At 72.3% G+C, this 26,758-nt stretch carries 24 protein-coding genes; 9 read left to right on the top strand and 15 right to left on the bottom strand.

Annotated features, from left to right (window positions below):
* Positions 1-161: 161 nt before the first annotated feature.
* On the bottom strand, positions 162-1,574 hold the full coding sequence (locus AB0L75_RS31650) for a PLP-dependent aminotransferase family protein (protein WP_365187837.1): 1,413 nt from the start codon (positions 1,572-1,574) through the stop codon (positions 162-164).
* A 47-nt stretch (positions 1,575-1,621) separates the two neighbouring features.
* On the opposite strand from AB0L75_RS31650, the gene AB0L75_RS31645 reads away from it, so the two are divergent.
* Genes AB0L75_RS31645 through AB0L75_RS31635 form a run of 3 tightly spaced genes read left to right on the top strand, consistent with a single transcriptional unit; the run spans position 1,622 to position 3,272 of the window.
* A complete protein-coding gene (locus AB0L75_RS31645; RefSeq protein ID WP_365187834.1) occupies positions 1,622-2,119 on the top strand; it encodes a carboxymuconolactone decarboxylase family protein in 498 nt (165 codons plus the stop codon).
* Positions 2,116-2,556 (top strand): carboxymuconolactone decarboxylase family protein, encoded by a 441-nt coding sequence (locus AB0L75_RS31640; RefSeq protein ID WP_365187831.1) that lies wholly within the window; start codon positions 2,116-2,118, stop codon positions 2,554-2,556. The genes AB0L75_RS31645 and AB0L75_RS31640 overlap by 4 nt, the downstream gene beginning before the upstream one ends.
* Positions 2,553-3,272: an isocitrate lyase/phosphoenolpyruvate mutase family protein gene (locus AB0L75_RS31635; protein WP_365187829.1), complete on the top strand. Its 720-nt coding sequence runs from the start codon at positions 2,553-2,555 to the stop codon at positions 3,270-3,272. The genes AB0L75_RS31640 and AB0L75_RS31635 overlap by 4 nt, the downstream gene beginning before the upstream one ends.
* 9 nt (positions 3,273-3,281) lie before the next feature.
* Here the strand turns inward: AB0L75_RS31635 and AB0L75_RS31630 are convergent, their stop codons facing one another.
* The 5 genes from AB0L75_RS31630 to AB0L75_RS31610 form a co-directional block, all read right to left on the bottom strand.
* The gene (locus AB0L75_RS31630) at positions 3,282-4,163 is read right to left on the bottom strand and encodes an ABC transporter substrate-binding protein (protein ID WP_365187855.1); all 882 of its coding nucleotides are present in this window, start codon (positions 4,161-4,163) and stop codon (positions 3,282-3,284) included.
* 109 nt (positions 4,164-4,272) lie between these two features.
* Positions 4,273-6,240, bottom strand: coding sequence for an ABC transporter permease subunit (locus AB0L75_RS31625; RefSeq protein WP_365187826.1), 1,968 nt, complete (start codon positions 6,238-6,240; stop codon positions 4,273-4,275).
* The gene (locus AB0L75_RS31620; RefSeq protein ID WP_365187824.1) at positions 6,240-7,292 is read right to left on the bottom strand and encodes a glycine betaine/L-proline ABC transporter ATP-binding protein; all 1,053 of its coding nucleotides are present in this window, start codon (positions 7,290-7,292) and stop codon (positions 6,240-6,242) included. The genes AB0L75_RS31625 and AB0L75_RS31620 overlap by 1 nt, the downstream gene beginning before the upstream one ends.
* A 47-nt stretch (positions 7,293-7,339) precedes the next feature.
* Positions 7,340-8,872, bottom strand: a complete 1,533-nt coding sequence (locus AB0L75_RS31615; protein ID WP_365187822.1) for a GMC oxidoreductase — start codon at positions 8,870-8,872, stop codon at positions 7,340-7,342.
* 63 nt (positions 8,873-8,935) lie between these two features.
* Positions 8,936-10,465 carry an aldehyde dehydrogenase family protein gene (locus tag AB0L75_RS31610; protein WP_365187819.1) on the bottom strand — a complete coding sequence of 510 codons (1,530 nt, stop codon included), beginning with the start codon at positions 10,463-10,465 and terminating at the stop codon, positions 8,936-8,938.
* Between the two features lie 199 nt (positions 10,466-10,664).
* Between AB0L75_RS31610 and AB0L75_RS31605 the strand changes: the two genes are divergently transcribed.
* Positions 10,665-11,570: a bifunctional helix-turn-helix transcriptional regulator/GNAT family N-acetyltransferase gene (locus AB0L75_RS31605; RefSeq protein WP_365187817.1), complete on the top strand. Its 906-nt coding sequence runs from the start codon at positions 10,665-10,667 to the stop codon at positions 11,568-11,570.
* 18 nt (positions 11,571-11,588) lie between these two features.
* On the opposite strand, the gene AB0L75_RS31600 is transcribed toward AB0L75_RS31605, so the two are convergent.
* Positions 11,589-12,518 carry a LysR family transcriptional regulator gene (locus tag AB0L75_RS31600; RefSeq protein WP_365187814.1) on the bottom strand — a complete coding sequence of 310 codons (930 nt, stop codon included), beginning with the start codon at positions 12,516-12,518 and terminating at the stop codon, positions 11,589-11,591.
* A 101-nt stretch (positions 12,519-12,619) separates the two neighbouring features.
* Between AB0L75_RS31600 and AB0L75_RS31595 the strand changes: the two genes are divergently transcribed.
* Positions 12,620-14,014, top strand: coding sequence for an MFS transporter (locus AB0L75_RS31595; protein ID WP_365187812.1), 1,395 nt, complete (start codon positions 12,620-12,622; stop codon positions 14,012-14,014).
* Between the two features lie 101 nt (positions 14,015-14,115).
* Here the strand turns inward: AB0L75_RS31595 and AB0L75_RS31590 are convergent, their stop codons facing one another.
* The 6 genes from AB0L75_RS31590 to AB0L75_RS31565 all read right to left on the bottom strand — a co-directional run bounded on the left by AB0L75_RS31590 (position 14,116) and on the right by AB0L75_RS31565 (position 20,415).
* On the bottom strand, positions 14,116-15,105 hold the full coding sequence (locus AB0L75_RS31590; protein WP_365187810.1) for a malate dehydrogenase: 990 nt from the start codon (positions 15,103-15,105) through the stop codon (positions 14,116-14,118).
* A 347-nt stretch (positions 15,106-15,452) separates the two neighbouring features.
* Positions 15,453-16,787 carry a DUF2690 domain-containing protein gene (locus tag AB0L75_RS31585; protein ID WP_365187807.1) on the bottom strand — a complete coding sequence of 445 codons (1,335 nt, stop codon included), beginning with the start codon at positions 16,785-16,787 and terminating at the stop codon, positions 15,453-15,455.
* Positions 16,788-17,018: 231 nt separating this feature from the next.
* Complete coding sequence (locus AB0L75_RS31580) at positions 17,019-17,687, bottom strand: response regulator transcription factor (RefSeq protein WP_365187805.1); 669 nt, start codon at positions 17,685-17,687, stop codon at positions 17,019-17,021.
* A 36-nt stretch (positions 17,688-17,723) separates the two neighbouring features.
* Complete coding sequence (locus AB0L75_RS31575; RefSeq protein ID WP_365187853.1) at positions 17,724-18,839, bottom strand: sensor histidine kinase; 1,116 nt, start codon at positions 18,837-18,839, stop codon at positions 17,724-17,726.
* A gap of 267 nt (positions 18,840-19,106) precedes the next feature.
* A complete protein-coding gene (locus tag AB0L75_RS31570; protein WP_365187850.1) occupies positions 19,107-19,508 on the bottom strand; it encodes a DUF3017 domain-containing protein in 402 nt (133 codons plus the stop codon).
* 52 nt (positions 19,509-19,560) lie between these two features.
* Positions 19,561-20,415, bottom strand: a complete 855-nt coding sequence (locus AB0L75_RS31565; RefSeq protein WP_365187803.1) for a bifunctional methylenetetrahydrofolate dehydrogenase/methenyltetrahydrofolate cyclohydrolase — start codon at positions 20,413-20,415, stop codon at positions 19,561-19,563.
* A gap of 263 nt (positions 20,416-20,678) precedes the next feature.
* Here AB0L75_RS31565 and AB0L75_RS31560 point away from each other — a divergent pair, with 263 nt between their 5' ends.
* The 4 genes from AB0L75_RS31560 to AB0L75_RS31545 all read left to right on the top strand — a co-directional run bounded on the left by AB0L75_RS31560 (position 20,679) and on the right by AB0L75_RS31545 (position 24,266).
* Entirely contained in the window at positions 20,679-21,227 is a 549-nt protein-coding gene (locus AB0L75_RS31560; protein WP_365187800.1) for a hypothetical protein, read from the top strand.
* A gap of 151 nt (positions 21,228-21,378) precedes the next feature.
* Positions 21,379-22,134 carry an FHA domain-containing protein gene (locus AB0L75_RS31555; protein WP_365187797.1) on the top strand — a complete coding sequence of 252 codons (756 nt, stop codon included), beginning with the start codon at positions 21,379-21,381 and terminating at the stop codon, positions 22,132-22,134.
* Positions 22,131-23,669, top strand: coding sequence for a protein kinase (locus tag AB0L75_RS31550; protein WP_365187795.1), 1,539 nt, complete (start codon positions 22,131-22,133; stop codon positions 23,667-23,669). The genes AB0L75_RS31555 and AB0L75_RS31550 overlap by 4 nt, the downstream gene beginning before the upstream one ends.
* Positions 23,670-23,795: 126 nt before the next feature.
* Positions 23,796-24,266, top strand: coding sequence for a hypothetical protein (locus tag AB0L75_RS31545; RefSeq protein ID WP_365187792.1), 471 nt, complete (start codon positions 23,796-23,798; stop codon positions 24,264-24,266).
* A gap of 74 nt (positions 24,267-24,340) precedes the next feature.
* Here the strand turns inward: AB0L75_RS31545 and purH are convergent, their stop codons facing one another.
* Both purH and purN read right to left on the bottom strand, forming a co-directional pair.
* On the bottom strand, positions 24,341-25,921 hold the full coding sequence (gene purH, locus AB0L75_RS31540) for a bifunctional phosphoribosylaminoimidazolecarboxamide formyltransferase/IMP cyclohydrolase (RefSeq protein WP_365187789.1): 1,581 nt from the start codon (positions 25,919-25,921) through the stop codon (positions 24,341-24,343).
* Positions 25,918-26,556, bottom strand: a complete 639-nt coding sequence (purN, locus tag AB0L75_RS31535; protein WP_365187787.1) for a phosphoribosylglycinamide formyltransferase — start codon at positions 26,554-26,556, stop codon at positions 25,918-25,920. Before purN ends, purH begins: the two co-directional genes overlap by 4 nt.
* Positions 26,557-26,758: the final 202 nt, after the last annotated feature.

The following is a 26,758-nucleotide window of genomic DNA, read 5'->3' as shown; positions in this document are numbered from 1 at the left end:
GAGGAGGGAGTCGACGGTGGGGGTCCCCCCGCGCGAGCGCAGTCGAGCGCGGGGGAGCGTCGGCGACCGACGACAACGCGGCTGGGGGTCCCCACGCCCTTGAGGCAGTGGGGGAGTGCGTACCAGACTCCGCGGGGCAGGCGGGAATTTGACGACAGGCCCTAAGGCAGTACCCGGCACAACGCGTCCAGGGCTCCCGCCCAGGCGCTGTCCGGTGGTGTGCCGTATCCCACCACCAGGGCGTCCAGCGGCTTCGCCACCGCCTCGGGGTGGCGGTGGAACGCGAGGCCGTGCAGGGCCAGGCCCTGCCAGGCGGCGGCCTGGATCACCGACCGTTCCATGCCCGGGGGCAGCCGCAGCACCGCGTGCAGGCCGGCGGCGATCCCGGTGACCGCGACCTCGGGCGCGCGGGCGGTCACGGCGGCGGCGAGGGCGTCGCGGCGGCGCCGGTAGCGCAGCCGGGAGGAGCGGACGTGACGGTCGTAGGCGCCCGAGGTGATGAACTCGGCGAGGGTGAGCTGTTCCAGCACTCCCACGGTGTCCATGCCGCCCTTGGCCGCGGCCGCCTCCTCGGCCAGGGCGGGCGGCAGCACCAGCCAGCCCAGCCGCAGTCCGGGGGCCAGGGACTTGCTGGCGGTGCCGAAGTAGAGCACGCGGTCGGGGTCGAGGCCCTGGAGGGCGCCGACGGGCTGGCGGTCGTAGCGGAACTCGCCGTCGTAGTCGTCCTCCAGGACCAGCCCGCCGGTGCGCCGGGCCCAGTCCACGACGCCGGCCCGCCGGTCGGGGTGCAGGGGCGTGCCCATGGGGAACTGGTGGGCGGGGGTCAGCAGGACGGCACCGGCCTCGCCCAACTCCCGGGTGTCGGTGCCGAGTTCGTCGTAGGGCAGGGCGGGTGTGGCGAGGCCCGCCTGCTGGAGCAGGCCCCGGTAGGCGTCGAGGCCGTACGACTCGACCGCCGCCGTGCGCACCTCGCGCGCCGCGAGCACCGCGCCGGTGATGCGCAGGGCGTGCGCGAAGCCGGAGGTGATCAGGATGGTCTCCGGGGCGGTCCGGACGCCGCGCACGCGGGCGAGATAGCCGGCGAGGGCGGTGCGCAGTTCGGGGCGGCCGCGCGGGTCGCCGTAGCCGAGGGCGTCGTACGGGGCGGTGGTCAGCGCGCGGCGGGCCGCCCTGAGCCACTCGGCGCGCGGGAAGGCGGCCAGGTCCGGGCTGCCGGGCAGGAGGCTGTACGCCGGCCGGGCCGGTTGCCCCCGGCGGGGCGCGGCTCCCGCACCGGGCGGCGTGGCGGTGGACGGCGGCGTCGCGGCGGCCCTCTCCGCCACCCGGGTCCCGGAGCCCTGCCGGGCGGTGAGCCAGCCCTCCGCCACCAGGTCCGCGTAGGCCTCGGCGACGGTGTTGCGGGCGATGCCGAGGTCGGCGGCGAGGGAGCGGGAGGAGGGCAGCCGGGTGCCGGGTGCGAGCCGGCCGGTGCGGACGGCGTCCCGCAGGGCGTCGGTCAGGCCCCGGCGCAGCCCGCCCGCGCCGGTCGGCTCCAGGTGCAGGTCGACGCCGAAAGCGGCCCAGGATTCCACCATGGAAATGGACCATACTCCTGGGCTGCCTGACTCCTAGGGTCGAGGCCATGAGCAGTGAAGAAACCGTTGAGTACGCCCCCGAGCACACCCCCCGCATGCAGTGGGCCCAGCTGGCGCCCGACGTCTACAAGGCGATGATCCGGCTCGACGCGGCGGCCAGGCAGGGCCTGGACCCCACGCTGTACGAGCTGGTGAAGATCCGCGCCTCGCAGCTCAACCACTGCGCGCTCTGCCTCGACATGCACACCAAGGACGCGCTGGCGGCCGGCGAGAGTGTCCAGCGGATCGTGCAGCTCAGCGCCTGGGAGGAGTCGAAGCACTTCTACACCGCGAAGGAGCTCGCGGCGATCGAGCTGACCGAGGCGATCACCGTGCTGACCGACGGCTTCGTGCCGGACGAGGTGTACGAGAAGGCCGCGCGGCACTTCGAGGAGGCCGAGCTGGCCCAGCTGATCGCCGGGATCGCGGTGATCAACGCGTGGAACCGGTTCGGGGTGACCACCCGCGCGGTGCCCGGCCACTACCAGGCGGGGCAGCACAAGTGAGCCGTACGCAGCTGCTGGACCGCGAGGCCGCCCAGGCGATGTCCGCGCTCAGCGGGGCCGCGAAGAAGGGGCTCGGCGACCCGGCCCTGGCCGAGCTGGTGATGATCCGCGCCTCGCAGCTCAACCACTGCGCGTTCTGCCTGGACATGCACCTCCGGCTGGCCCGCAAGCAGGGGGAGTCGGAGGACCGCGTCCAGCTCCTCGGCGCCTGGGAGGAGACCGAGGACCTCTACAGCGAGCGGGAGCGGGCCGCGCTCGCGCTGACCGAGGCGGTCACCGTGCTCACCGGCGGCGTGCCGGACGACGTGTACGAACGGGCCGCGCAACACTTCACCGAGGCCGAACTCGCCCATCTGATCGGCCTGATCACCGTCATCAACGGCTGGAACCGCCTGATGGTCAGCCGTCGCGTCCCTCCAGGGGGTTACCTGCCATGAGCAAGGTCGAGGTGTTCCGCGCGCTGCACCAGGGGCGCGCCCCGGGCGATCCGCTGGTCCTGCCCGGGCCCTGGGACGCGGCCGCCGCCCGGGTGTTCGCCGAGGCGGGGTTCCCGGCGCTGGCCACGCCGAGCGCGGGGGTGGCCGCGTCGCTCGGGTACGAGGACGGGGCGACCCCGGCCGACGAGATGTTCGCGGCGGTCGCCCGGATCACCCGGGCCGTGGACGTGCCGGTGTCGGCGGACATCGAGAGCGGGTACGGGCTCGCGCCGGAGGAGCTGGTGGAGCGGCTGCTGGAGGCCGGTGCCGTCGGCTGCAACCTGGAGGACTCGGCCGGCGGTGTCCTCAGGGATCCGCGCGAGCAGGCGGAGTTCCTCGCCGGGTTCCGGGAGGCCGCCGCCGGCCGGCTGTTCCTCAACGCCCGCGTCGACGTCTTCCTCTACGGCGACAAGGATCCCGAACGGGCCATCGAGCGGGCCGCGTTGTACGTGGCGGCCGGCGCGGACTGCGTGTACCCGATCTTCGCCCCGGCGGACGTACTGCCGCTGCTGCGGTCCGGGATCCAGGGCCCGGTCAACATCAACGCCCGCCCGGACGGCGAGGGCCCCTCGTTCACCGAACTCGGCGAACTCGGGGCCACCCGCATCACGTTCGGGCCGGGCCTCCAGAGGATGGTGACGGCTGCCCTGCGGGAGATCGCCGACACCCTTGCCTAGTCAGGCCGTTCAGGACAGCCACCGCTTCCACACCTCAGGGTGGCTGTCCACCCACTTCTTCGCCGCGTCCTGAGGTGACAGCTTCTGGTCGGCGATCATCAGGGAGACCTGGTTCTGGTCCTCGGTCGTCCACCGGAACTTCTTCAGGAAGGCAGCCGCCTTGCCGCCGGACTTCGCGAAGTCGGCGTTGAGGTACTTCTGCAGCGGGGTGTGCGGGTAGGAGCAGGTGATCTTCGCCGGGTCCGCGTCACAGCCGTCCTTGTACGGCGGCAGCTTCACCTCCGTCATGGGGACCTTCTTGAACAGCCACTGGGGCGAGTACCAGTAGGTCAGGAAGGGCTTCTGCTGCTTGGCGAACTGTTTCATCTGGGTGATCTGGGCGGCCTCGGAGCCGGCGAAGACGACCTGGTAGTTCAGCTTCAGGTTGTTCACCAGGGCCTTGTCGTTGGTGACGTACGACGGGGAGCCGTCCATCAGCTGGCCCTTGCCGCCGCTCTCCGCGGTGCGGAAGAGGGAGGCGTACTTGTCGAGGTTCTTCCAGTCGGTGATGTCCGGGTGCTGCTTGGCCAGGTAGGTCGGGACGAACCAGCCGATGTGGCCGGTCACACCGAGGTCGCCGGCGCGGGCGATGGTCTTCTTGTCCTCGACGTACCGCTTCTCCTGGTCCGGGTGGCCCCAGTCCTCCAGGATCGCGTCCACGCGGCCCTGGCTGAGCGCGTCCCAGGCGGGCACCTCGTCGACCTGGACGGTGTCGACGCGGTAGCCGAGCTTGTGCTCCAGGAGGTACTGGGCGACGGCCACGTTGGACTGTGCGCCCACCCAGGACTGCACGGACAGGGTCACGGACTTCGCGCCCTGGGCGTTCGCGAACGGGCTGGCCTGCTTGGTCATGTCGGCGGCGCCGCAGCCGGTGAGCAGCGACACGGTGGCCGCTCCGGCGGCGATCAGCGCCGTCCTGCGCCTCAGCTTCGTCTTCGTCGACTTCGGCTGCTTCGTCATGTCACGCTCCCTTCTTCGCGCGTCGCTCGGTCGGCTGGGTCACCCGGTCGAGCACCAGGCCCAGGCAGACGATGGCGGCACCGGCCACCAGGCCGGTCGCCAGGTCGCCCTGGGCGAGTCCGAAGACCGCGCTGTAGCCGAGGGCGCCGCCGCCGACCAGGCCGCCGATGATGACCACGGCCAGGACCAGGACCACGCCCTGGTTGACGGCGAGCAGCAAGGACCGCCGGGCGAGCGGGAGCTGGACCTGCCACAGCTGCTGGCGGCCGGTCGCGCCGAGCGAGCGCGCCGACTCCAGGGCGGCCGGGTCGACCTGGCGCAGACCCTGCGCGGTGATCCGGACGACGGCCGGGAGGGCGTAGACGACGGCGGCGACGACGGCGGGTGCGCGGCCCACGCCGAACAGGGCGACGACCGGGATCAGGTACACGAACTGCGGCATGGTCTGGAACACGTCCAGGACCGGGCGCAGGGCGCGTTCGACGCGGTCGCTGCGGGCGGCGGCGATGCCGGTCGCGAACCCGAGGACCAGGGTGACGGCGACGGCGGCCAGCACCTGCGAGAGCGTGTCGAGGGCCGGTTCCCACGCCCCGAGCACACCGATCGCGGCCATGGCGAGGACGGCGGTCAGGGCGGTGCCCCAGGTGCCGATCGACCAGGCCAGGGCGGCGACGATCAGCAGCAACGCCCACCAGGGCAGCCACAGCAGACCGGAGCGGACGGGGTCGAGCACCCAGGTGGTGAAGTGCCCCGCCCAGTCGGCCGTGCCACCGATGACCGGGACGCCGGAGTAGAGGTGGTTGGTCATCCAGTCGACGGCGTGGTTGACCGGTTCGGCGATGTTCAGCGTCACGCCGGACGGCCAGTCCAGCCGGCCGAGGAGGCGCGTGGCCAGGGCGACGGCCACGGTGGCGGCGAGGGCGTACGGCCAGCCGATCGTCCGGGGCCGCGTCCCTCCCGTCTCTTCGGCGCCGGCGCCCGCTGCGGCTCCGGCGGCCGCGGTCACGCGGTCCAGCACGATCGCGAGCAGCACGATCGGGATGCCGGCGGCGAGGGCCTGGCCCACGTCGACCGAGGCGAGCGCCTGGTAGACACGGTCGCCGAGGCCGCCGGCGCCGATGACCGAGGCGATGACGGCCATGGACAGCGCCATCATGATCGTCTGGTTGAGGCCGAGGAGGAGTTCCCCCCGGGCCAGCGGGATGCGCGCGGTCAGCAGCCGCTGGCGGCGGGTCGCGCCGAGCGACTCCACGGCCTCCAGGACCTCGGGGTCGGCGCCGCGCAGGCCGAGCGCGGTGAGGCGGGCCATCGGCGGGGCGGCGTACACGACGGTGGCGAGGACGGCCGCGGGGACGCCGATGCCGAAGACCAGGACGACGGGGAGGAGGTACGCGAACGCCGGGAGCACCTGCATGGTGTCCAGGACCGGGCGCAGGGCGCGGTCCAGGCGGTCGGAGAGACCGGCGGCGAGGCCGAGCAGCGCGCCGACGACCGCGGAGGCGAGGACCGCCACCACCATCAGCGCGAGGGTCTGCATGGTCGGCACCCACATGCCGAGCGCGCCGCAGGTCAGGAAGGCGAGTGCCGTGCCGGCGGCCAGGCGGGGGCCGGCGACGCGCCAGGCGACCAGGGCACCGAGGGCCGTGACACCGGTCCAGCCGGCGGCGAGCAGGGTGAGGTAGACGGCGCGTACGGACAGGACGACCGCGTTGCTGATGTAACCGAAGAAGTAGAGGAACAGGGGGTGGCTGTCCCGGTTGTCGATGACCCAGTTGCTGGCCGAGGCGAGGGGCTTCGCGAGGCTGACGGTCAGGTCGTGGGGCCAGGTGGCGCCGGGCCACTGCAGGGCGGCCCAGGGGGCGAGGACCGCGGCGACGAGGGCGAGCAGGAGGAGCTTGCCCGCGGCTCGGTTCTTGAGGATGCGGGGCGCTTTGGTGCGGGAGGTACTCGGGACGGTGAGCGTTGCCATCAGACGGCCTCCGGGCTGGTGCGGGGGCCGGGTACGCCGGCGACCACGCCGAGCAGGCGCTCGTGGTCGACCACGCCGAGGCACTTGCCGTTCTCCATCACGCAGGCCGCGGTGCCTGTGCCCGCCACCGCCTTGATCGCGTCGGCCACCACGGCGCCCGGGTCCAGTGCGCCCGGATGCTCGGATCCGCCGCAGTCGCCCGGCTTCATCGCCGTGCGGACCGTCATCACGTGTTCGCGCGGGACCTCTCGTACGAACTCGCGGACGTAGTCGTCGGCCGGGGAGCCGACGATCTCCTCGGGGGTGCCCAGCTGGACGACCTTGCCGTCGCGCATCAGGGCGATGCGGTCGCCGAGTTTCAGGGCCTCGGCGAGGTCGTGGGTGATGAAGACCATCGTGCGGCCCTCCTCGCGGTGCAGGCGGGCCACCTCGTCCTGCATGTCGCGCCGGATGAGCGGGTCGAGAGCGCTGAAGGGTTCGTCGAAGAGGAGCACCTCGGGGTCGACCGCGAGCGCCCGGGCCAGACCGACGCGCTGGCGCTGGCCGCCGGAGAGCTGGGCGGGGCGGCGGTGTTCCATGCCCTCCAGGCCGACCTTGGCGACGACCTCGGCGGCCCGCTCGCGCCGTTCGGCCTTGCCGACGCCCTGGATCTCCAGGCCGTAGGCCACGTTGTCGAGGACGGTGCGGTGCGGGAGCAGGCCGAAGTGCTGGAAGACCATGGCGGCGCGGTGGCGGCGCAGTTCGCGCAGGCGGGCCTTGTCCATCGCGCGGACGTCCTCGCCGTCGATGGCGATGGTGCCGGAGGTCGGTTCGATGAGCCGGGTCAGGCAGCGGACCAGGGTGGACTTGCCGGAGCCCGACAGGCCCATCACCACGAAGACCTCGCCCTTTCGGACGTCGAAGGAGACATCGCGGACGGCCGCCGTGCAGCCCGTGCGGGTGCGCAGGTCGGCGGGGTCGAGGGTGCTGAGTTCCGGGTCGGCGGGGATCCGCTCCGACTTGGGGCCGAAGACCTTCCACAGGCCGGACACGGAGAAGACGGGCGTTTCCATCGGTGCCTCCATCGGCGTGTCCATCGGTGCCTGAGTGGTTGTACTCATCACGCATCACCGCCGATCAGCTCGACAGCCTTCTCCCCGACCATGAGCACCCCGATCATCGGGTTCACGGCGGGCATGGTCGGGAAGACGGAGGCGTCGGCGATGCGGATGCCGTCGAGGCCGCGGATCTTCAACTCCGGGTCCACCACGGCGAGTCGGTCGTCGGCGGCGCCCATCTTGCAGGTGCCGGCCGGGTGGTAGACGGTGTGCGCGACCTTGCGGGCGTACTCGCTCAGCTCGGCGTCGCCGAGGACCTCCGGGCCGGGGCAGACCTCGCGCTTGAGCCAGCCGGCCAGCGGTTCGGTCTTGGCGATCTCACGGGCGATGCGGATGCCGTCGACGAGGGTCCGGCCGTCGTAGTCGTCCTCGTCGGTGAAGTACCGGAAGTCCAGGGCGGGCTTCACGGACGGGTCGGCGCTGGTGAGGTAGAGGCGGCCGCGGGACTTCGGCTTGGGGATGTTCGGGGTCATCGAGACGCCGTACGGCGGGCGTTCGTAGCCCAGGCGCTCGGGATTGTCCGTGAACGGGATCTGGTAGAAGTGGAACATCAGGTCCGGGCCCGCGTGGTCGGGGTCGCGGCGCACGAACAGGCCCGCGTCGGAGTCCATCGCGGAGTTCTCCGGGATCGGGCCGTGGGTCTCCCAGACGATGACCGACTCGGGGTGGTCGAGCAGGTTCTCGCCGACGCCCGGCAGATCGTGCACGACGGGGATGCCCAGCTCTTCGAGGTCCTCGCGGGGGCCGATGCCCGAGTGCATCAGCAGGCGCGGGGAGTCGACGGCGCCCGCGCACAGCACGACCTCGCCCCGGGCGCGGATCAGGAGTTCCTCGCCGTCCTTGGTGCGCACATGGACGCCCTCGGCGCGGGTGCCGTTCAGCTCCAGCCTGTACGCCCAGGTCTCCAGCAGGACGGTCAGGTTGGGACGCTCGTCCATCACCGGGTGGAGGTAGGCCACGGACGCGCTCGACCGCTTGTTGTTCTCCGGGTGGTAGGCGAGGTCGAAGAAGCCGGCGCCGTCGGTGAACGGCTTCTTGTTGAAGCCCTCGACGCGGGGCACCCCGAGTGCCGACCGGGCGGCGTCGACGAAGTCCCGGGCGATGGCGTTCCGGTCCTTCTCGTCGACGGAGACGATGTTGTTCTTCAGGCGGGCGAAGTAGGCCTCCATGGGCACGGAGCCCCAGCCCTTGGCGCCGGCCGCCTCCCACTCGTCCCAGTCGGACGGCAGCGGCTTGAAGGAGATGAGCGTGTTGTGGGAGGAGCAGCCGCCGAGGACACGGGCGCGGCTGTGCCGGATGTGGGAGTTGCCGCGCGGCTGCTCGGTGGTCGGGTAGTCGTAGTCGAGGTCGCCGCCGAGCAGGCCCATCCAGCGGCGCAGGGTGAGGACGTCGTCGCGGCCGACGTCGCTCGGGCCGCCCTCGATGACGGCGACGGTGACATCCGGGTTCTCGGTGAGGCGGGAGGCGATGACGGAGCCCGCGGTACCGCCGCCGATGACGACGTAGTCGTAGACGTGAGGGGTGGTCTCGGACATGGGGGTGTTACTCCAGGGGTGTGGAAAGACAGGGGACGCAGCCGATTCGGCCGATCGGCCGGCTCAGTCGGTTCCGCCGGCGAACCAGCGCACCGGCTTCGGCGCGAGGTTCTGGTAGACGTGCTTCGTCTCGCGGTACTCGGCGAGTCCGGCGGGCCCCAGCTCGCGGCCGGTGCCGCTCCTGCCGAAGCCGCCCCACTCCGCCTGCGGCAGGTAGGGGTGGAAGTCGTTGATCCAGACGGTGCCGTGGCGCAGCCGGCCGGCGACCCGGCGGGCCCGGCCCGCGTCGGCGGTCCAGACGGCGCCGGCGAGGCCGTACTCGGTGTCGTTGGCGAGGGCGACCGCCTCGTCCTCGGTGCGGAAGGTCTCCACGGTGAGGACGGGGCCGAAGACCTCCTCGCGGACGACCTTCATCTCGCGGTGGCAGGCGTCGAGGACGGTCGGCTCGTAGAAGTAGCCGGACTCGGGGCGTTCCGGCGAGGGCTGCGGCCGCTTGCCGCCGCAGCGCAGCACGGCGCCCTCGGCGAGCGCGGAGGCGACGTACGCCTCGGTCTTCTCGCGCTGCTGCGCGGAGACGAGCGGGCCGCACTCGACGCCGTCCGCGGTGCCGCGGCCGAGCCTGATCTTCTGGGCCCGGCGGGCGAGTTCGGTGACGAAGCGGTCCCGGACCGACTCCTCGACGATGAGCCGGGCGCCGGCCGAGCAGACCTGGCCGCTGTGGATGAAGGCGGCGTTGAGGGCCTGGTCGACGGCGGTGTCGAAGCCCTCCTCGGTGGCGCAGGCGTCGGCGAAGACGACGTTGGGGTTCTTGCCGCCGAGTTCGAGGGCGACCTTCTTCACGGTCGGGGCGGCGGCCTGGGCGACCTTGACGCCGCTGACCAGGCCGCCGGTGAAGGAGACCAGGTCGACGTCGGGGTGCTCGGCGAGCCGGGCGCCGACGGTGTGGCCGGGGCCGGTGACGAGGTTCGCGGCACCGGCGGGCAGGCCGGCCTCGGTGAGCAGCTCGAACAGCGCGATGGTCGTCATCGGCGTGATCTCGCTGGGCTTGACGACGAAGGTGTTGCCGGCCGCGAGTGCGGGGGCGATCTTCCAACTGGCCTGGAGGAGCGGGTAGTTCCAGGGGGTGATCAGTGCGCAGACGCCGACCGGCTCGTGGACGACGACGCTGTGGATGTCGGGCGAGCCCGCGTCCACGACCCGGCCGGGCGCCTCGGCGGCGACCAGGTCGGCGAAGTAGCGGAAGGCGTCGGCGACGCAGTCGATGTCGATCCGGCCCTCCTCGACGGTCTTGCCCGCGTCCCGGCTCTCCAGCAGGCCGAGCTCCTCGCGGTCGCGCACGAGGAGGTCGGCGACGCGGCGCAGCAGGGCGGCGCGGTCGGCGACGGAGGTGCGGGGCCAGGGGCCGTGGTCGAAGGCCTGCCGGGCGGCGGCGATCGCGCGCTCGGCGTCCTTCTCGTCACCCTCCGCGACCACGGCGAAGGGCCGGGCGTCCGCGGGGTCGAGGATCTCGCGCGTCGCGCCGGAGACCGCTTCCAGCCACTCGCCGCCCGCGTGGATGGTCGCCTGGGCCAGTCGTGCCGTTCTGTCCGCCATGATCGGTGTTGCCTTCCGTTCCTGATCCATGTCCCTGTGTGACGTGCATGCCACCCTCGGGGACCGCCTCCGCCTGCCCCGACCCTGCGGATCGCATGCGTAATCGCTGGCCGAAAGTGCGCCGCGTCACTGAAAACCTGGCCGAAAAGGGGCAAAACTGACTGTGGACGCCAAGGAGATCTCTGACTACAGTCAAAGAATGGAGGCCTTTGATCAAAGTCAAGGAATACGGATCCCGGCGGAGGACGTCGCCGCGTTCCGCCGCTTCAACCGGTACTTCACCCGCCGCATCGGCGTCCTGGACGACCACTACCTCGGTCAGGACCGGCCGCTCGGCGAGGCCCGGCTGCTCTTCGAGATCGGGGCGGGGGTGTCCCTGCGGGAACTGCGCGGGCGGCTCGGTCTGGACGCCGGATACCTCAGCCGCATGGTGAAGGCCCTGGAGGCCCAGGGCCTGGTCCGGGTCGGCGTGCCCCCGCAGGACAACCGGCTGCGCACGGTCGAGCTGACCCCGGCCGGCCGCGCCGAGGTCGCCGAGCAGGACCGCCGCTCCGACGCCCTGGTGGCCGGCCTCCTCGAAGGGCTCACCCCCGACCAGCGGACCGAGCTGGCCGGGGCCATGGCGAGCGCCGAGCGGCTGCTGCGGCTGGCCGGGATCGCCGTCGAGACCGTCGACGGCGCCTCACCGGACGCGCGGGCCTGCCTGGACGCCTACGCGGCGGACATCGACGCGCGCTTCCCCGAGGGCTTCGACAAGGCGGCGCTGGTACGGCCCGAGGAGGTGACCGGGGACGCCGGCGCCTTCCTGGTGGCGTACGAGGAACGGCGTCCGGTGGGCTGCGGGGCCCTGCGCCTGCTGGCACCCGGAATCGGCGAGATCCGGCATGTATGGGTGCATCCGCAGGCCCGCCGGCTGGGGCTCGCCCGGCGCCTGCTGGCGGGCCTGGAGCAGGCGGCGCTGGCGCGCGGCCTTGCGGCCGTACGCCTGGACACGCACACCGTGCTCACCGAGGCGCAGACGATGTACCGGGCCTGCGGCTACACCGAGATCCCGCGCTACGACGACAACGTCTACGCCGCCCACTGGTTCGAGAAGCGGCTCTAGTGCCGGGGCGCCAGCCGACTAACCGGCGCGTGACGCCTGGACGATCAGCTCGCGTACGCAGCCGCGCAGCCAGGCGTGGGCGGGGTCGGCGTCGTGGCGTGGATGCCAGGCGTAGCCGACGCCGACCGCCGGGAGCGGCAGCGGGATCTCGAAGGTGACCAGGCCGAGGATCTCGGCCAGCGGACGGCCCCAGTGGCTGATCAGCCCGATCAGATCGGTCTCGCGCAGCACGAAGAGCGAGGCGGGGTAGGTGCCGACGGTGCCCACCACGCGCCGCTTCAGGCCGAGTCCGGCCAGCGCCTCGTCGATCGGCCCGTGCTGCTTGCCGCGCCGGGAGACGATCAGATGACCGGCCTGCCCGGCGAACCGCTCGGGCGTCAACTCCCCGCTGAGCAACGGATGTCCGGCCCGTACGACGCCCAGCATGCGCTCCTCGTACACCGTCTCCACATGCACCTCGGGCGCGGACGTGTCGATCACCCCGACCTCCAGGTCAGCGGTGCCCTGGCGCAGATACGGCAGGTCCACATGGCTCTCGGAGAGGAAGCGCAGCCGGATGCCGGGCGCCTCGCGGGCGGCGCGCTCGAAGAGGGCGGCGCCGAGCGTGGCGGCGATCGAGTCGTGCCCGAGGATCGTGAACGTACGGGTCACCGTGCGCAGATCGGTGTCCCGGCCCGGCGCGAACAGGGCCCGGGCCCGCTCCACCACCGCACTCACCTCGGCGCGCACGGCCAGCGCGTGCGGGGTCGGCACCATCTGCCGTCCGGCGCGCACCAGGACGGGGTCACCGAGCGCCTTGCGGATCCGGCCGAGGGTGCGGCTCATGGCGGGCTCGGACAGATGCAGCCGGTGCGCGGCGCCCTGCACGCTCTGCTCCTCCAGCAGCACGTCCAGCGCGACCAGCAGATTCAGGTCCAGTCTCAGGTCCCGGCCGGTGGATTGCGTCATGCGCAGGTACCCCTTGCAAAGGTTGCACTGGAAAGCAGGTTACCGGCGAGCCTACGGTGAGGGCGATCCCGACACCACTTCCGAAGCTCCCGGGAGGAGCCGTGCCCACGCACGCCCTGAAACGCCCCACCCTGCTCGCGCTGTGCGCCTGCGTCCTGGTCGCGCAGAGCATGGTCGCCGCCATCAACCTCCTGATCCCGCAGCTGAGTTCCTCGCCCCTGCACCCCTCGCACACCGAGATCCTGTGGACGGTCGACGCGTATGTCATCGTCTTCGCGGGCCTGTTGATCCCCGCCGGCGCGCTCGGCGACCGATACGGCCGCAAGGGCGCGCTGCTCGCCGGGCTCACCCTGTTCGCGGCGGGCGCCGCCACCAGCGCGCTCGCGTCCGGCCCGGCCGTCCTGATAGCGGGCCGGGGCCTGTCCGGTGCCGGAGCGGCCCTGATCACACCGGCCACCCTCTCGATCCTGATGCAGCTGTCCGCGCCCGAGCACCGGGCCCGCTCGATGGGCGCCTGGACGCTGTCGATCGGCCTGGGCGGCGCGGCGGGCAACCTGGGCGGCGGTCTGGCCGGCCAGTTCCTCACCTGGCGCGCCCTGTTCGCGGCCATGGTCCCGCTCGCCGCCGTACTCGCCGCGGCCGTCGCGGTCACCGTCCCGCGCACCGAGCGCTCCGCCCGCAGCAACCCCGACCCCCTCGGCACCCTGCTGCTCACGGCGGGCCTGGTCGCCGTCCTGTTCGGCATCATCGAGGGTCCCGCCTACGGCTGGTCCTCCGCCCGCATCCTCGGCGCCTTCGCGACGGGCGCGCTGCTGATCGCCGTCTTCACCGGCCACGCCCTGCGCTCGCCCGCCCCCCTCTTCGACCCGCGCGTCTTCGCCTCCGCCCGTCTGCGGGCGTCCTCCCTCGGCACGGCCACCGGCTTCTTCGGCCTGTTCGCGCTGTTCTTCGTCAACTCGCAGTATCTGCAGGAGCTGAAGGGCTTCGGCGCGGCCGTCACCGGCGTCGCGATCCTGCCGCTGCCCTTCGGCATGGCGGTCGCCCAACGGCTGGCCACCCGCTGGGCCGGCCACCCCCGCGCGGTCATCGGCACCGGACTCACCCTGATCGGCCTCGGCCTGCTCGGTGTGTCCACCGCCGACGCGGGCACCCCCTACGCGGTGTACGCCTGCTGGCTGCTGGTCATCGCGGCCGGTACCGGTCTGTCCATGCCCGCCCTGACCCTCGGCGTGGTCACCTCACTCCCCGCCCACCAGGCAGGCCTCGGCTCCGGCCTCGGCACCACGGCCCGCGAGACCGGGGCCGCGCTGGGTGTCGCCGTCACCGGCACGGTGCTGTCGGCTCACTCCGACCTGCTCCATGGCATGGGGCCGGCGCTGCGGACGGTGGGGGTGGTGGTGCTGGCGGCTACGGCGCTGGTGATGGCGGGGTATGGCTCGCTTGCCCGCGCTGGAGGGGTGCCGCGCTATGAAGCCGACGGCACTGCAGCTCCCTAGGGGCGCGGGGAACTGCGCGACCAGCCACGACGCACCCGCACACGGCAACGCTCGGCACCCCTGTGGCGGGTTGCCGAGCGTTTGCTGCGTCTACGGAACTCTTAGATGAGGCCCAGGGAACGGACAGCCTCGCGCTCCTCCACGAGCTCCTGCACCGACGCGTCGATACGGGCACGGGAGAACTCGTTGATGTCCAGGCCCTGGACGATCTCGTACTTGCCGTCCTTCGTGGTGACCGGGAAGGAGGAGATCAGGCCCTCCGGGACGCCGTAGGAGCCGTCCGACGGGATGCCCATGGAGGCCCAGTCGCCCTCGGCCGTGCCGTTGACCCAGGTGTACACGTGGTCGATGGCGGCGTTGGCGGCGGAGGCGGCCGACGAGGCACCGCGGGCCTCGATGATCGCGGCACCGCGCTTGGCGACGGTCGGGATGAAGTCCTCGGCCAGCCACTTCTCGTCGTTCACGACCTCGGCGGCGTTCTTGCCGGCGACGGTGGCGTGGAAGATGTCCGGGTACTGGGTGGCGGAGTGGTTGCCCCAGATGGTCAGGCGCTTGATGTCGGCGACCGTCGAGCCCGTCTTCTTCGCGAGCTGGGTCAGCGCGCGGTTGTGGTCCAGACGGGTCATCGCGGTGAAGCGCTCGGCGGGGACGTCCGGCGCGGCGGCCTGCGCGATGAGCGCGTTGGTGTTGGCCGGGTTGCCGACGACGAGGACCTTGATGTCGTCCGCGGCGTGGTCGTTGATGGCCTTGCCCTGCGGCTTGAAGATGCCGCCGTTGGCCTCCAGCAGGTCGCCGCGCTCCATGCCCTTGGTGCGCGGACGGGCGCCCACGAGGAGGGCTACGTTGGTGCCGTCGAAGGCGACGTTCGGGTCGTCGGTGATGTCGATGCCCTGGAGCAGCGGGAACGCGCAGTCGTCCAGCTCCATGGCCGTGCCCTCGGCGGCCTTGAGGGCCGGGGTGATCTCCAGGAGGCGCAGGCGGACCGGCACGTCCGCGCCGAGCAGCTGGCCGGAGGCGATGCGGAAGAGCAGGGCGTAACCGATCTGGCCGGCCGCGCCGGTGACGGTGACGTTCACGGGAGTGCGGGTCATGGCGTTCTCCGTATGACAGCTGGCGGTGGGGCGTCCCTGCCCCGGGCGGATGATCGATCTCTTGGCATCAAGAGAGATCCAGCGGTCAGGCTATCGCGCATCCGGCATGCGAGACGTCCGGGGGGCCGTGTGGCTCACCCCACAAGTCGGGCACATGGCGCACGAAGAGGCGGCCGCCTGTCCGGGAGAGGGGGAGAGGACGGAGGCGGCCGCCGGGTGGGGGTACCGGACTGCCGGACTCCCGTGGGGGTACTCCTCGCGTGCCCAGGATCCGTCCGGCCATGCGCCCGCCCCAGGAAATTCATCCTCCCGGTTTTCCGGACCCGGCCGCCCGGCCCGCACGTCTCCTACTTCGTGCAGCCCGTCCGCCCGGACGCCAGCGTCGCGCAGGCCTTGGCCTGTGCCGCGTCCTTCACGGCGACCATCGGGGTGTAGGCGATGGTGTCTCCGGCGCCGCTGGTCTCGCCGGTCTGTTCGGCCCGGCCCGCGGAGATCCGGACCTTGTCGCCCTGGGCGGCGCCGGTGATCCGGCCCCAGGCGGCGCCGCAGGCCTTGCTGTAGCGGACCTCCAGGGTGGTGGTGCCGATGGTGACAGTCCTGGCGGTGGTCACCAGGTCGCCGCTGCACCCCATCGCCTCGGCGTCCTTGCCGCCGCAGGCGGAGCCGGCGCACTTGACGCCGGGCGGCGGGCTCGCCTGCGACACGGTCGGGGACGGCGACTTGGCGGCGTTCTTGTGCCGCGCGCCGTTGCGGTCGGTGACGTAGAAGACGGCCGCGATGACGACGAGCACGCCGACGAGCCCCGCGACGAACATGATCACCCGCTGCCGGCCCGCGCTCCCCCGGGCCGGAACGCCTCCCCCGGAGGGGGTACCCCCAGCGGGCCGGGGCGCCGGCGGCTGTCCGTCGTACGGGTTCGGGGTGCCCGGCGTCCGGCCGGAGCCGTCGGGCGCGACGGCGGGCCGGGCACCGCCGGCGGCGGCAGCGGCGCCGGCATCCGCGCGGATGCCGCTGCCAGGGCGGGCGGTCGCCTGGGACGGGCCCTGATACCCGGCCAGGCCCCAGGAGTTGCCGCCCGAGGTCCCGGTGCCGCGCCCGGCGTCCTCACGGTCGACCGGGCCACGCCCCTCGCCGTCACGGCCCGCGCCCTCACGTCCCGCGTTTTCACGGGCATCGGCGTCGGGGGCCGTCGGCTGGGGCGGAATCGTCGGGGAGACACCCGCCGGACCGGCGATCCCCGTGGTCGTACCGACGCCACCGCCCGGACGGCCGGACGATCCACCGGTACGGCCGGACGGAGAACCGATGCGGCCCGAGGGTCCCCCGGTGGCCTCCGCCGCCCCGAACTCGCCGAGCGCGGCGCGCGCCTGGGAGATGCGGATCGCCTCCATGGTGCGGTCGTGCCGCATCTCCGCCCGGCTCCAGGCGCGTTCGGCCAGCTCCCACATCGTGGTCAGATGCACGGGATTGGTGCCGGTGACCTCGGCGAGTGCGACGACCGCACCCTTGGGCGCGAGGAGCCGGCCGCCCAGATAGCGCTCCCAGGACGTCTTGCTGTAGCCCGTGCGGTCGGCCAGTGCCGCCACGCTCAGGCCGCTGCCGTCCACAAGCCGCCGCACCTGGCTGGTGAACTCCCTGATCTGTGGGTCCAGATCGTCGGGCAGATCTTTCCAACGCGGCATCGCTTCCCCCTTGCTCTCCCCCGTCCTGGCTACCCACAAGGATGCACTGCCTAAGGATTCCAGTTCCCGGAGAGGGGGCGCGCGGGAGCATGGACGGCGCGCGGACACCGTAGCGGAACGGTCACTTCCGTGCCACAGCGCAAGGACAGGCGTTGAACAGGCAGTTCATGGGCGGAAGGCTGAATCCCGGCGGCGGTTCGTCCTTCCTCGGGGGAGGGGACGAGCCGCCGTTCAGCCGCCCGGGGTCACCAGTCCCGTCTCGTACGCCAGCACGACCGCCTGGGCGCGGCTGCCCAGGTCGAGCTTGCTCATCGTGCGGTTGAGATGGGTCTTGACGGTGGCCTCGCTGATGTAGAGCCGGTCGGCGATCTCCAGGTTGGACAGTCCGCGGGCGGTGAGCTTGAGCACCTCGGTCTCCCGGGAGGTGAGCACGCCGAGGTCGGGCGGGGCCGCACCGGCCGGCTCCGGGGCCTGCTGCCGGGCGAAGGCCTCGACCAGGCGCCGGGTGACGCTGGGCGCGAACAGCGCGTCGCCGCCGTCGACCGCGGTGACCGCGGCGAGCAGCCGCTCCGGCCCGGAGTCCTTCAGCAGAAACCCCGAGGCCCCGGCGCGCAGCGCCCCGTAGACGTACTCGTCCAGGTCGAAGGTGGTCAGCACCAGCACGCGCGGCGGGCGCCCGTCGGCCTCGGCGAGGATGCGCTCGGTGGCCTCGATGCCGTTGACGCCGGGCATCCGGATGTCCATGAGGATCACATCGGGACGGGTCTCGGCAGCGAGCCGTACGGCCTCCGCGCCGTCCCCGGCCTCGCCCACCACCTCGAAGCCCGGCGCGGCCTGCAGCAGGCCGACGAGTCCGGCGCGGATGAGGAACTGGTCGTCGACGACGAGCACTCTGGTCATGCCGTACGGTCGTCCCCCCGCCGTGCGCCGTCCTCGTTACCGCTCCGCCTCCGGCGAGCCGGTACGGCCGCGTCCGGCGGCCGAGGTGGGCAGGGCCAGCAGCACCTCGAAGCCGCCCTCGGGGCGTGGGCCGACCCTGATCGTCCCGCCGTAGAGCTTGGCCCGCTCGCGCATACCGATCAAGCCATGTCCACCACCTGCCGGCACTCTGGCCGAAATCGTCCCCTTGCCGTCGTCGGTGACCCGGACGGTCAGCTCATGGGCGCCGTACCGGAGTTCCACGCGCGCGTGGGCGGGCCCCGCGTGTTTGAGGGTGTTGGTGAGGGCCTCCTGCACGACGCGGTAGGCGCACAGTTCGACGCCGGGCGGCAGCGGGCGCTCGATGCCCGCGACGGCGAGGTGCACGGGCAGTCCGCCGGACCGGACCCGGTCCAGCAGGTCGCCGAGCCGGGCCAGCGTGGGCATGGGGGCCCGCTCGGGCGCCTCGGGATCCTCCTCGCGCAGCACCCGCAGCATGCGGCGCAGCTCCTCCAGGGCCTCGCCGCTGGTGCCGGCGATGGTGCCGAGGGCGCCGCGCGCCGTGGCGGGGTCGGAGTCGAAGACGAACCGGGCGAGGCCTGCCTGCACCGAGATGACGGACATGTGATGGGCGACCACGTCGTGCATCTCTCGCGCGATCCGCCCGCGCTCCTCGGCAACCGCGCGCCGGGCCCGCTCGGCCTGCTCGGCGCGGAGCCGGCGGGTGAGTTCGGCGGAGCGGCGGGCCAGATGCCCGAACCAGACCAGCACAGAGCAGTACAGCAGCGCCTGGCCGAGCACGGACGCCATGGACGGGGTGTGGCTGACCACACCGGCGTACGCCCAGACCCCGGTCATGCAGGCCGCGCAGGCCAGGGCGGTGCGCACGGGGCGGACGGAGGCCACGGTGTACAGGGCGAGCATGGCGCCGAAGGTGCACACCACGGGCCAGTAGCCGAGGGTGACGTAGACGATCACGGCGGCCTGGACGACGGCGAAGACGGCGAGGGGGCGGCGGCCGCGCAGGGCGACCGGCAGATGAGCGAGGGCGACCAGGGCATAGGCGCGGGCGTCGAGGTCGGGCCACCCCTGCGAGCGCGACTCCTGCCCGAGCAGCACGGCGACCACGGCCATGGCGACCGCGATCAGCGTGTCCACGACGAGCGGGCGGGGGGTCCTCAGTCGCACCGCCGCAGGGTAACGCCCGAGGCCACAGGCGGGAGTCAACCGGGCGCGGTACCGCGGAAGTTGCAGGCACCGGCCGGCTACCGCGCCGGGTGCCAGGGGAGTTCAGCCCACCGGTGGAGGCGGGGCCCGGGCGGGCGGCCGTAGCGTCGGGGACGGGGACATGCCGGTGGCCCGCGTCCTCGGGGGAGACGCGGGCCACCGGCGCGGACACCGCTATTTGTTGGTGGTGAGCGTGAAGTGCAGGGTGTCCTTCAGGAACGGGACCTGGATCCACGGCTTGGGCTGGGCCATCATCGCCAGCAGGACGATCGCGAGGCCGAGGATGCCGTAGGTGGCGATGTCCGTGAAGCGGGAGCGGACGGCGAGCATGCCGACGCCGGGCAGGATCCAGCGCATGACCGCGCCGGCCAGCAGGGCGGCGCCGATCAGCAGGGTGCCGGCCCGGAACAGGTCGAGCGAGGTCAGCAGCAGGCCGAGCGCGACCGCGCCGAGCACGACGAGCAGGGGCCACTGCCGCGCCGGGGCCGGGGCGTCGCCGGGCGCGGCCCGGCCGCCGCCCTCGGGTCGCGCGGTGTCCCGGGTGATCCGGGGGAAACGGCGGGTGGTCCGCTGCAGGCTCTCCTCAGCGCCGTGTGCTCCGCGGGTGACCGCCCCCGCGCGGGCGTCCTCAGCCGGCACTTCGCTCCGCCGCCTCGACCACGTTGACCAGCAGCTGCGCCCGGGTCATCGGGCCCACGCCGCCGGGGTTCGGAGAGATCCAGCCGGCCACCTCGACCACGTCCGGGTGCACATCGCCGAGGATCTTGCCCTCGGCGTTGCGGGAGACGCCGACGTCCAGGACGGCGGCGCCCGGCTTGACGTCCTCGGCGCGGACCAGGTGCGGGGAGCCGGCGGCCGCGATGATGATGTCGGCGCTCTTGAGGTGGGCGGACAGATCACGGGTGCCGGTGTGGCACTGGGTCACCGTGGCGTTCTCGCTGCGCCGGGTGAGCAGCAGCGGCATCGGGCGGCCGATGGTGACACCGCGGCCGACGACCACGACCTCGGCGCCCTTGATCTCCACGCCGTGGGCCCGCAGCAGGGAGAGGATGCCGTTGGGGGTGCAGGGCAGCGGCGCGGGCTCGTTCAGCACCAGTCGGCCGAGGTTCATCGGGTGCAGCCCGTCGGCGTCCTTGGCCGGATCCATCAGCTCCAGGATGCGGTTCTCGTCGATGCCCTTGGGCAGCGGCAGCTGGACGATGTAACCGGTGCAGGCCGGGTCCTCGTTCAGCTCGCGGACGACGGCCTCGATCTCCTCCTGGGTCGCCGTGGCCGGAAGTTCACGCTGGATGGAGGCGATGCCGACCTGCGCGCAGTCGCGGTGCTTGCCGGCGACGTACTTCTGACTGCCGGGGTCGTCCCCGACCAGGATCGTGCCGAGGCCGGGCGTGACGCCCTTCTCCTTCAGCGCCGCCACGCGGGCGGTCAGATCGGACTTGATCGCGGCTGCGGTGGCCTTGCCATCGAGAATCTGGGCGGTCATGTTCCCATCCTCGCGGATGACCCGGCCCCTGTTCCAATCCGGGGTCCCGGCCGTCGTACCGCCTTGTCACCAGATGATCGATGATGTTGCACTTGCACAACACCTGTGGCTTCCGACTGGACAAGCCGGTAATCGGTCAAGAACGATGAACAGCACAGTGCAGCGGGCAGCTCGACGGGGGGACGGACCGCATCTGTAGAAACTCTCCTCCGTGCAGTGCCGCGCCTCGTCCCCAGCACTCGAGCAACGGAGGAAACACCGCCATGAGCTACGGCGACCCGAACAACCCCTACGGCGCCCCGCAGGGGCAGCAGCCCGGCTATGGCCACCCCCAGGGCCAGCAGCCCGGCTACGGCTACCCCCAGGCCCCGCCGGTCCAGCAGCAGTACGGCGCCGGCGTCCCGATGACCGCCATGCCGGGCAACGTCAGCGCGGCCCGGGTGATGCTCTGGGTGATCGTCGGTCTTCAGGTGCTCGGCGTGGCGCTCTTCGCTTTCGGCGCCGTGGCCATCGACAAGGTCAAGAAGGACAACTCCATCCCGTCGCTCTCCAACTACCCGGTGGGCGTGCTGTGGGCCTTCGCGGCGCTCGCGCTCGCGTGGCTGGTCTGGGCGGCGGTCCTGGCCTCGAAGTTCACCACCGGCGGCAACGGCCTGCGCGTCACGACGCTGGTCTTCGGCATCATCACCGCGGTGCTCGCCCTCTACCCGTTCACGATCCTGGGCATCATCCACCTGGTGCTCGCCATCCTGATCGCCTGCTTCGTGGGCGGCGCCAACGGCAAGGCCTGGTTCAACCGCGCCCGCTACTGAACCCGCCCGCGCGACAGACCAGTTCGCGCCATTCATCGCCCAGGGCCGTGTCTCACCCGTACAGGGGGAGGCACGGCCCTGGTGTCTCCCCCTAGGCTGGCCGGCGTAGCCGTACCGGCCGGCGCGGCCGTCAGGCTCGGGGAGACGCACCTTGTACAGCATCATCGTCGTACCTCCGCCGACCCCGGAGGACCGGCAGCAGCGCAGCCAGATCCGGCTCGCCCCCGGCGAGCGCCTCACCTTCGGCCGGGCGTCCGGCAACGGCCTGACGATCCCGCACGACGGGGTGTCCCGCCGGGCCGGCGAGGTCAGCGCGCAGGGCGCGTTCTGGATACTGAGCAACCTGTCCGCGCGGCAGACGTACGTCGTGGAGAACCCGGAAGGCGCCGGCGAGCACATCAAGGTCGGTCCGGGCCGGCTCGACGCGCCCGTCCCGTTCGAGTTCTCGCGGATCGTGCTGCCCGCCGCCGGGGATCTGCTGACGATCGAGGTGTGGGCGCCGCGGCACGACTATCTGCGCGACGGCGGCGGACCGGACGGCGACACCACCGCCCCGGCCTTCTCCGTCGACCGCACCAAGCGCTACTTCGCCGTCCTGGCCGCCCTGTGCGAACCGCGGCTGCGCGGCGACCCGCACGCCCCGCTGCCCACCGTCGACCAGGTCGTCGACCGGCTGAGCCCCGCCTGGCCGGCCGCCTCGCGCACCTCGGTGCAGTGGAACATCGACTACCTGGCCGTGAAGCTGCGGCTCAAGCCCGGCCCGGAGACCGCGGACACCGGCCCCCGCCTCAACGGCAAGAAGGAGTCCCTGGTCTCCCTGGCGCTCCGCTTCGACCTGGTGCGGGAGGACGACCTGGTCGTCCTGTCCGGGTCCGAGTCCGCCGACGCGGGCCGGGCGCGCCGGTGACCGAGCCGTACGCCGTGCCGGTGCCCCGGGGCTACCGGGTCGGCGTCTGGGAGGTGCGCGAGCCGATCGCGACGGGCGCCTTCGGCAGCGTGTACGCCGGCCGGCGCACCGGCGGCTCCGCGGAACTGCCGGACGCCGCCGCGCTGAAGTTCCTGCCCACCGGCACCGGCACCCCGCGCCAACTGGCCCATCTGCGCGAACTCATCGAGCGCGAGGTCGACCTGTACCGCCGGCTCAGGCGGCCGCGGCTGATCCGGATGTACGAGTCCCTCGTCGTGGACGACCCGTCCCGCCCCGAACTCGACGGCGCCACGGTCCTCGTCCTGGAGAAGGCGGAGCACTCCCTGTCCGCGCTGGTGCGTACGACACCCCGTCCGCCCGCCGGCCCCGCCCTGCTCGCGCAGATCTGCGAGGGCCTGGCCCAGCTGCACCACGCCGGCTGGGTGCACGGCGACCTGAAGCCGGCCAACGTGCTCCTGATGAAGGACGGTTCGGCACGGCTGACGGACTTCAACATGGCGGCGGAGCTGGAGGGCACGCACGCGTATACGCCCGCGTTCTCCACCCCCGACTACACACCCCCCGAACTCCTCTGGTCGGAGATCGGTGAACGCGGCCGCCGCATCCGCCCGTCGGCGGACGTCTGGGCCTTCGGTGTCCTCGCGCATCTGGTCCTCACGGACTCCTTCCCGCTGCCCGGAGGCACCCCGACGGCCCGCCGCGACGCGGCCGCCGCGTATGCGCGCGGCACCGACGAGCTGCGCCTGTCGCCCGAACTCCCGGACGCCTGGCGGGAGATCGTGCGCGACTGCCTGACCCGTACGCACGCCGGCCGCATCGGCACGGACGCGCTGCTGCGCCGTGTCGAGTCGGCGGCCGGGACGGGCCGCTCGCCGCGCCTGCCCCGGCTGTTCCCGCGCCGCGGACGCCGGCAGGCGGTGATCGCCGGCGCCGCGGCCGCCACCGCCGCCGTGGCGGTCCTCGGCTACGGCCTCAGCACCTGGGCCTTCGGCGGCAACGACGGTTCGGCCGACGCGTCCGCCGCGGGCTACGGCGGCTCGGAACTCCGCACCGGCCAGGGCGTTCCCGTCGAGTATCGGCGGCTCATCGTGAACTCCGCCCACGCCTGCGCCCAGCCCGACGTCACGCCCTCGCTCATCGCGGCGATGCTGAAGTCCGAGAGCGACTTCGACCCGAACCTCTCCGACCCCGGCAACCAGGAGTTCGGCATCGCCCGCTGGACCCCCGGCGTGCTGCGCTGGTGGATGCGCGAGGACGGTGTCCCCGCGTCGGCCACGCCCACGCCGCCGCTGAGCCCCTCCGTGTCCATCCCGGCCATGGGCCGCTACCTGTGCTTCATCGACTCCCACCTGAAGGACGGCCTGTCCGGCGACAAGCGGGTGCTGATCGCGGCCGGCTACCGGACGTCGTACAAGAAGGTGAACGACACGGGCGGAGTTCCCCCGAAGTACCGCGACTACTGCGCCCGTGTCGCTCACTACCTCAAGGAGTACACGCCACCCGGAAAGAAGTGACCCTGAGAGTTCCGAGGTACCGGCGGACGGGATACGGCGGCACGGTGGAACCACTCCGCCACGGCGTCGCGGCGTCACGGACCTCGCGGCGGAGGGACCGACACCAATCGTTCACATGGGGGAATCGTGAACATCGCCAAGCCCGCCGCGCTGCTCGTCGCGGCCACCGCCCTGCTCGCCGGCTCCACGGTCGCGGCCACCGCGGCCGCCCCGGACGGCGTCCGGGTCACCGGCATCCAGGCGACGGCCGACCAGGTCCTCGCCGGCCACCCGAAGCCGCTCTCGGCCTCCGCCGACCAGGTCCGCTACGACGGCCTGACCCTCACCAAGGCCCCGAAGGGCAAGGTCACCGCCAAGGACCTGGACTGCGCCTACGGTCACCTCTGCATGATCGTCAAGGGCACCAAGTTCGACTTCTACAAGTGCCAGACCTGGACCGTGAACAACTGGACCGGAGACGGCCCGTTCACCAACAACCAGACGCCGGGCACGGTCGCCAGGTTCTTCAACCAGGACGGCAGCGTCCGCTGGACCTCGACGGCCTACGAGGCCGGCAACGCGACGTGGGACCCGATCTACTCCCTGCGTCCCTGCTGATGCCGTAACAGAGCGGACGGCCTCCGGCTCCCTCGGGGGAGGGCCGGAGGCCGTCCTTGCTGCCTGCGGGTCTGTCAGTGGAAGAAGTGGCGCGTGCCCGTGAAGTACATCGTCACGCCCACCTTCCTGGCGGCCTCGACGACCTGCTCGTCACGGATCGAGCCGCCCGGCTGGACGATCGCGCGGACGCCGGCGCCGATGAGGATCTCCGGGCCGTCGGGGAAGGGGAAGAAGGCGTCGGAGGCCGCGTAGGAGCCACGGGCGCGCTCCTCGCCGGCCCGCTCGACCGCGAGCTTGCAGGAGTCGACGCGGTTGACCTGGCCCATGCCGACACCGACCGAGGCGCCGTCCTTGGCGAGCAGGATCGCGTTGGACTTCACCGCGCGGCACGCCTTCCAGGCGAAGGCCAGCTCCTTCAGTTCCTCCGGCGACAGCGCCTCGCCGCTGGCGAGGGTCCAGTTCGCCGGGTCGTCGCCCTCGGCCTGGAGCCGGTCGGTGACCTGGAGCAGCACACCGCCGTCTACCTGTTTGGCCTCGACCCGGTTGCAGGGCGCGCTCGGGGCCTTCAGGACACGGATGTTCTTCTTCTTGGTGAGGGCCTCAAGAGCCCCCTCCTCGTAGTCCGGCGCGACGATGACCTCGGTGAAGATCTCGGCGACCTGCTCGGCCATCTCCTTGCTGACCGGCCGGTTCACGGCGATCACACCGCCGTACGCGGAGACCGGGTCGCAGGCGTGGGCCCTGCGGTGCGCCTCGGCGACGTCCGAACCGACCGCGATACCGCAGGGGTTGGCGTGCTTGATGATCGCGACGCACGGCTCGTCGTGGTCGTACGCGGCACGGCGGGCGGCGTCCGTGTCCGTGTAGTTGTTGTACGACATCTCCTTGCCGTGCAGCTGCTCCGCCTCGGCGAGACCGCCGGTGCCGTCGACGTAGAGCGCGGCGTCCTGGTGCGGGTTCTCGCCGTAGCGCAGGGTGTTCTTGCGCTCGTAGGTGGAGCCGACGAAGTCCGGGAGGCCCGACTCGTCCACCGGGGCGTAGGAGGAGGCGAACCAGGACGCGACGGCCACGTCGTACGCGGCGGTGTGCTGGAAGGCCTCGGCGGCGAGCCGCTTGCGGGCGGCGAGGTCGAAGCCGCCGTCCTTGACGGCCGCGAGCACGTCGGCGTACCGCTCGGGGCTGGTGACCACGGCGACCGACGGGTGGTTCTTGGCGGCGGCGCGCACCATCGACGGGCCGCCGATGTCGATCTGCTCCACGCACTCGTCGTCCGAGGCGCCGGAGGCGACGGTCTCACGGAACGGGTAGAGGTTCACGACCACCAGGTCGAACGGCTCCACGCCCAGCTCGGCGAGCTGCTCGCGGTGGCTGTCCAGCCGCAGGTCGGCGAGGATGCCCGCGTGCACCCTCGGGTGCAGGGTCTTCACCCGGCCGTCCAGGCACTCGGGGAAGCCGGTCAGCTCCTCGACCTTGGTGACGGGGACCCCGGCGGCGGCGATACGGCCGGCCGTGGACCCGGTGGAGACCAGCTCCACACCGGCCTCGTGCAGCCCGCGCGCGAGGTCTTCAAGACCGGTCTTGTCGTAGACGCTGACGAGCGCGCGGCGAATGACCCGCTTGCCGCTCTCGGCCGTGACGGTGCTCTCGGCGGTCACAGGATTACTACCTTTCGTCCCTCAATGCGATGGCCGTTGCGGGCGATGCGCCCCACGACCTCGACGAGCAGCCTTCGCTCGACTTCCTTGATGCGCTCGTGCAGCGCGCTCTCGTCGTCCTCGTCCCGGACCTCGACCACGCCCTGAGCGATGATCGGGCCGGTGTCGACGCCGTCGTCGACGAAGTGGACGGTGCAGCCGGTGACCTTGGCGCCGTACGCGAGCGCGTCGCGGACGCCGTGAGCCCCCGGAAAACTGGGCAGCAGGGCCGGGTGGGTGTTGATGAACCGCCCGCCGAAGCGCGCGAGGAACTCCTTCCCCACGATCTTCATGAACCCGGCCGAGACCACGAGGTCGGGCTCGTACGCCGCCACGGCCTCGGCGAGGGCGGCATCCCACTCCTCACGGCTGTCGTGGTCCTTGACCCTGCACACGAAGGTCGGCAGCCCGGCCCGCTCGGCGCGGGCCAGCCCCTCGACACCGGTGCGGTCGGCCCCTACGGCGACGATCCGTGCGCCGTACCGCTCGGCTCCGGTGCGCTCGATCTCGTCCAGGAGCGCCTGCAGATTGGTGCCGGATCCGGAGACCAGCACGACGAGGCGCTTGACCGCGGGGCCAGCGGGGGTGGCGGCCACTGTGGGGCCCTTTCTCGGGTGGCGACGGTTCCGGGCCGGCGCTTGTACATTCGTACGAATGCTTCATGCCTCGATATACAGGGAAGTCTACGAAGCGGCCGACCGCCAGCAACGATACCGGCACACGGGAAGGCCCCCTCGGGACGGGGGCTTGGCCGGAAGGTAGCGTTCGCAGGGAATCACGAAGGGCAGCCCGGGGAAC

Source organism: Streptomyces sp. NPDC052101 (assembly GCF_040680235.1).
GTDB lineage: Bacteria > Actinomycetota > Actinomycetes > Streptomycetales > Streptomycetaceae > Streptomyces.
Note: the sequence above shows the minus strand (reverse complement) of the source record. Positions and strands in the feature narration are given on the sequence as shown.

Excerpts from the sequence above, each read along its gene's own strand:
- AB0L75_RS31650 (WP_365187837.1), bottom strand. The coding sequence starts at position 1,574 with ATGGTGGAATCCTGGGCCGCTTTCGGCGTCGACCTGCACCTGGAGCCG.
- AB0L75_RS31645 (WP_365187834.1), top strand. The coding sequence starts at position 1,622 with ATGAGCAGTGAAGAAACCGTTGAGTACGCCCCCGAGCACACCCCCCGC.
- AB0L75_RS31635 (WP_365187829.1), top strand. The coding sequence starts at position 2,553 with ATGAGCAAGGTCGAGGTGTTCCGCGCGCTGCACCAGGGGCGCGCCCCG.
- AB0L75_RS31630 (WP_365187855.1), bottom strand. The coding sequence starts at position 4,163 with ATGACCAAGCAGGCCAGCCCGTTCGCGAACGCCCAGGGCGCGAAGTCC.
- AB0L75_RS31625 (WP_365187826.1), bottom strand. The coding sequence starts at position 6,240 with ATGGCAACGCTCACCGTCCCGAGTACCTCCCGCACCAAAGCGCCCCGC.
- AB0L75_RS31620 (WP_365187824.1), bottom strand. The coding sequence starts at position 7,292 with ATGGAAACGCCCGTCTTCTCCGTGTCCGGCCTGTGGAAGGTCTTCGGC.
- AB0L75_RS31615 (WP_365187822.1), bottom strand. The coding sequence starts at position 8,872 with ATGTCCGAGACCACCCCTCACGTCTACGACTACGTCGTCATCGGCGGC.
- AB0L75_RS31610 (WP_365187819.1), bottom strand. The coding sequence starts at position 10,465 with ATGGCGGACAGAACGGCACGACTGGCCCAGGCGACCATCCACGCGGGC.
- AB0L75_RS31605 (WP_365187817.1), top strand. The coding sequence starts at position 10,665 with ATGGAGGCCTTTGATCAAAGTCAAGGAATACGGATCCCGGCGGAGGAC.
- AB0L75_RS31600 (WP_365187814.1), bottom strand. The coding sequence starts at position 12,518 with ATGACGCAATCCACCGGCCGGGACCTGAGACTGGACCTGAATCTGCTG.
- AB0L75_RS31590 (WP_365187810.1), bottom strand. The coding sequence starts at position 15,105 with ATGACCCGCACTCCCGTGAACGTCACCGTCACCGGCGCGGCCGGCCAG.
- AB0L75_RS31585 (WP_365187807.1), bottom strand. The coding sequence starts at position 16,787 with ATGCCGCGTTGGAAAGATCTGCCCGACGATCTGGACCCACAGATCAGG.
- AB0L75_RS31580 (WP_365187805.1), bottom strand. The coding sequence starts at position 17,687 with ATGACCAGAGTGCTCGTCGTCGACGACCAGTTCCTCATCCGCGCCGGA.
- AB0L75_RS31575 (WP_365187853.1), bottom strand. The coding sequence starts at position 18,839 with ATGGCCGTGGTCGCCGTGCTGCTCGGGCAGGAGTCGCGCTCGCAGGGG.
- AB0L75_RS31565 (WP_365187803.1), bottom strand. The coding sequence starts at position 20,415 with ATGACCGCCCAGATTCTCGATGGCAAGGCCACCGCAGCCGCGATCAAG.
- AB0L75_RS31560 (WP_365187800.1), top strand. The coding sequence starts at position 20,679 with ATGAGCTACGGCGACCCGAACAACCCCTACGGCGCCCCGCAGGGGCAG.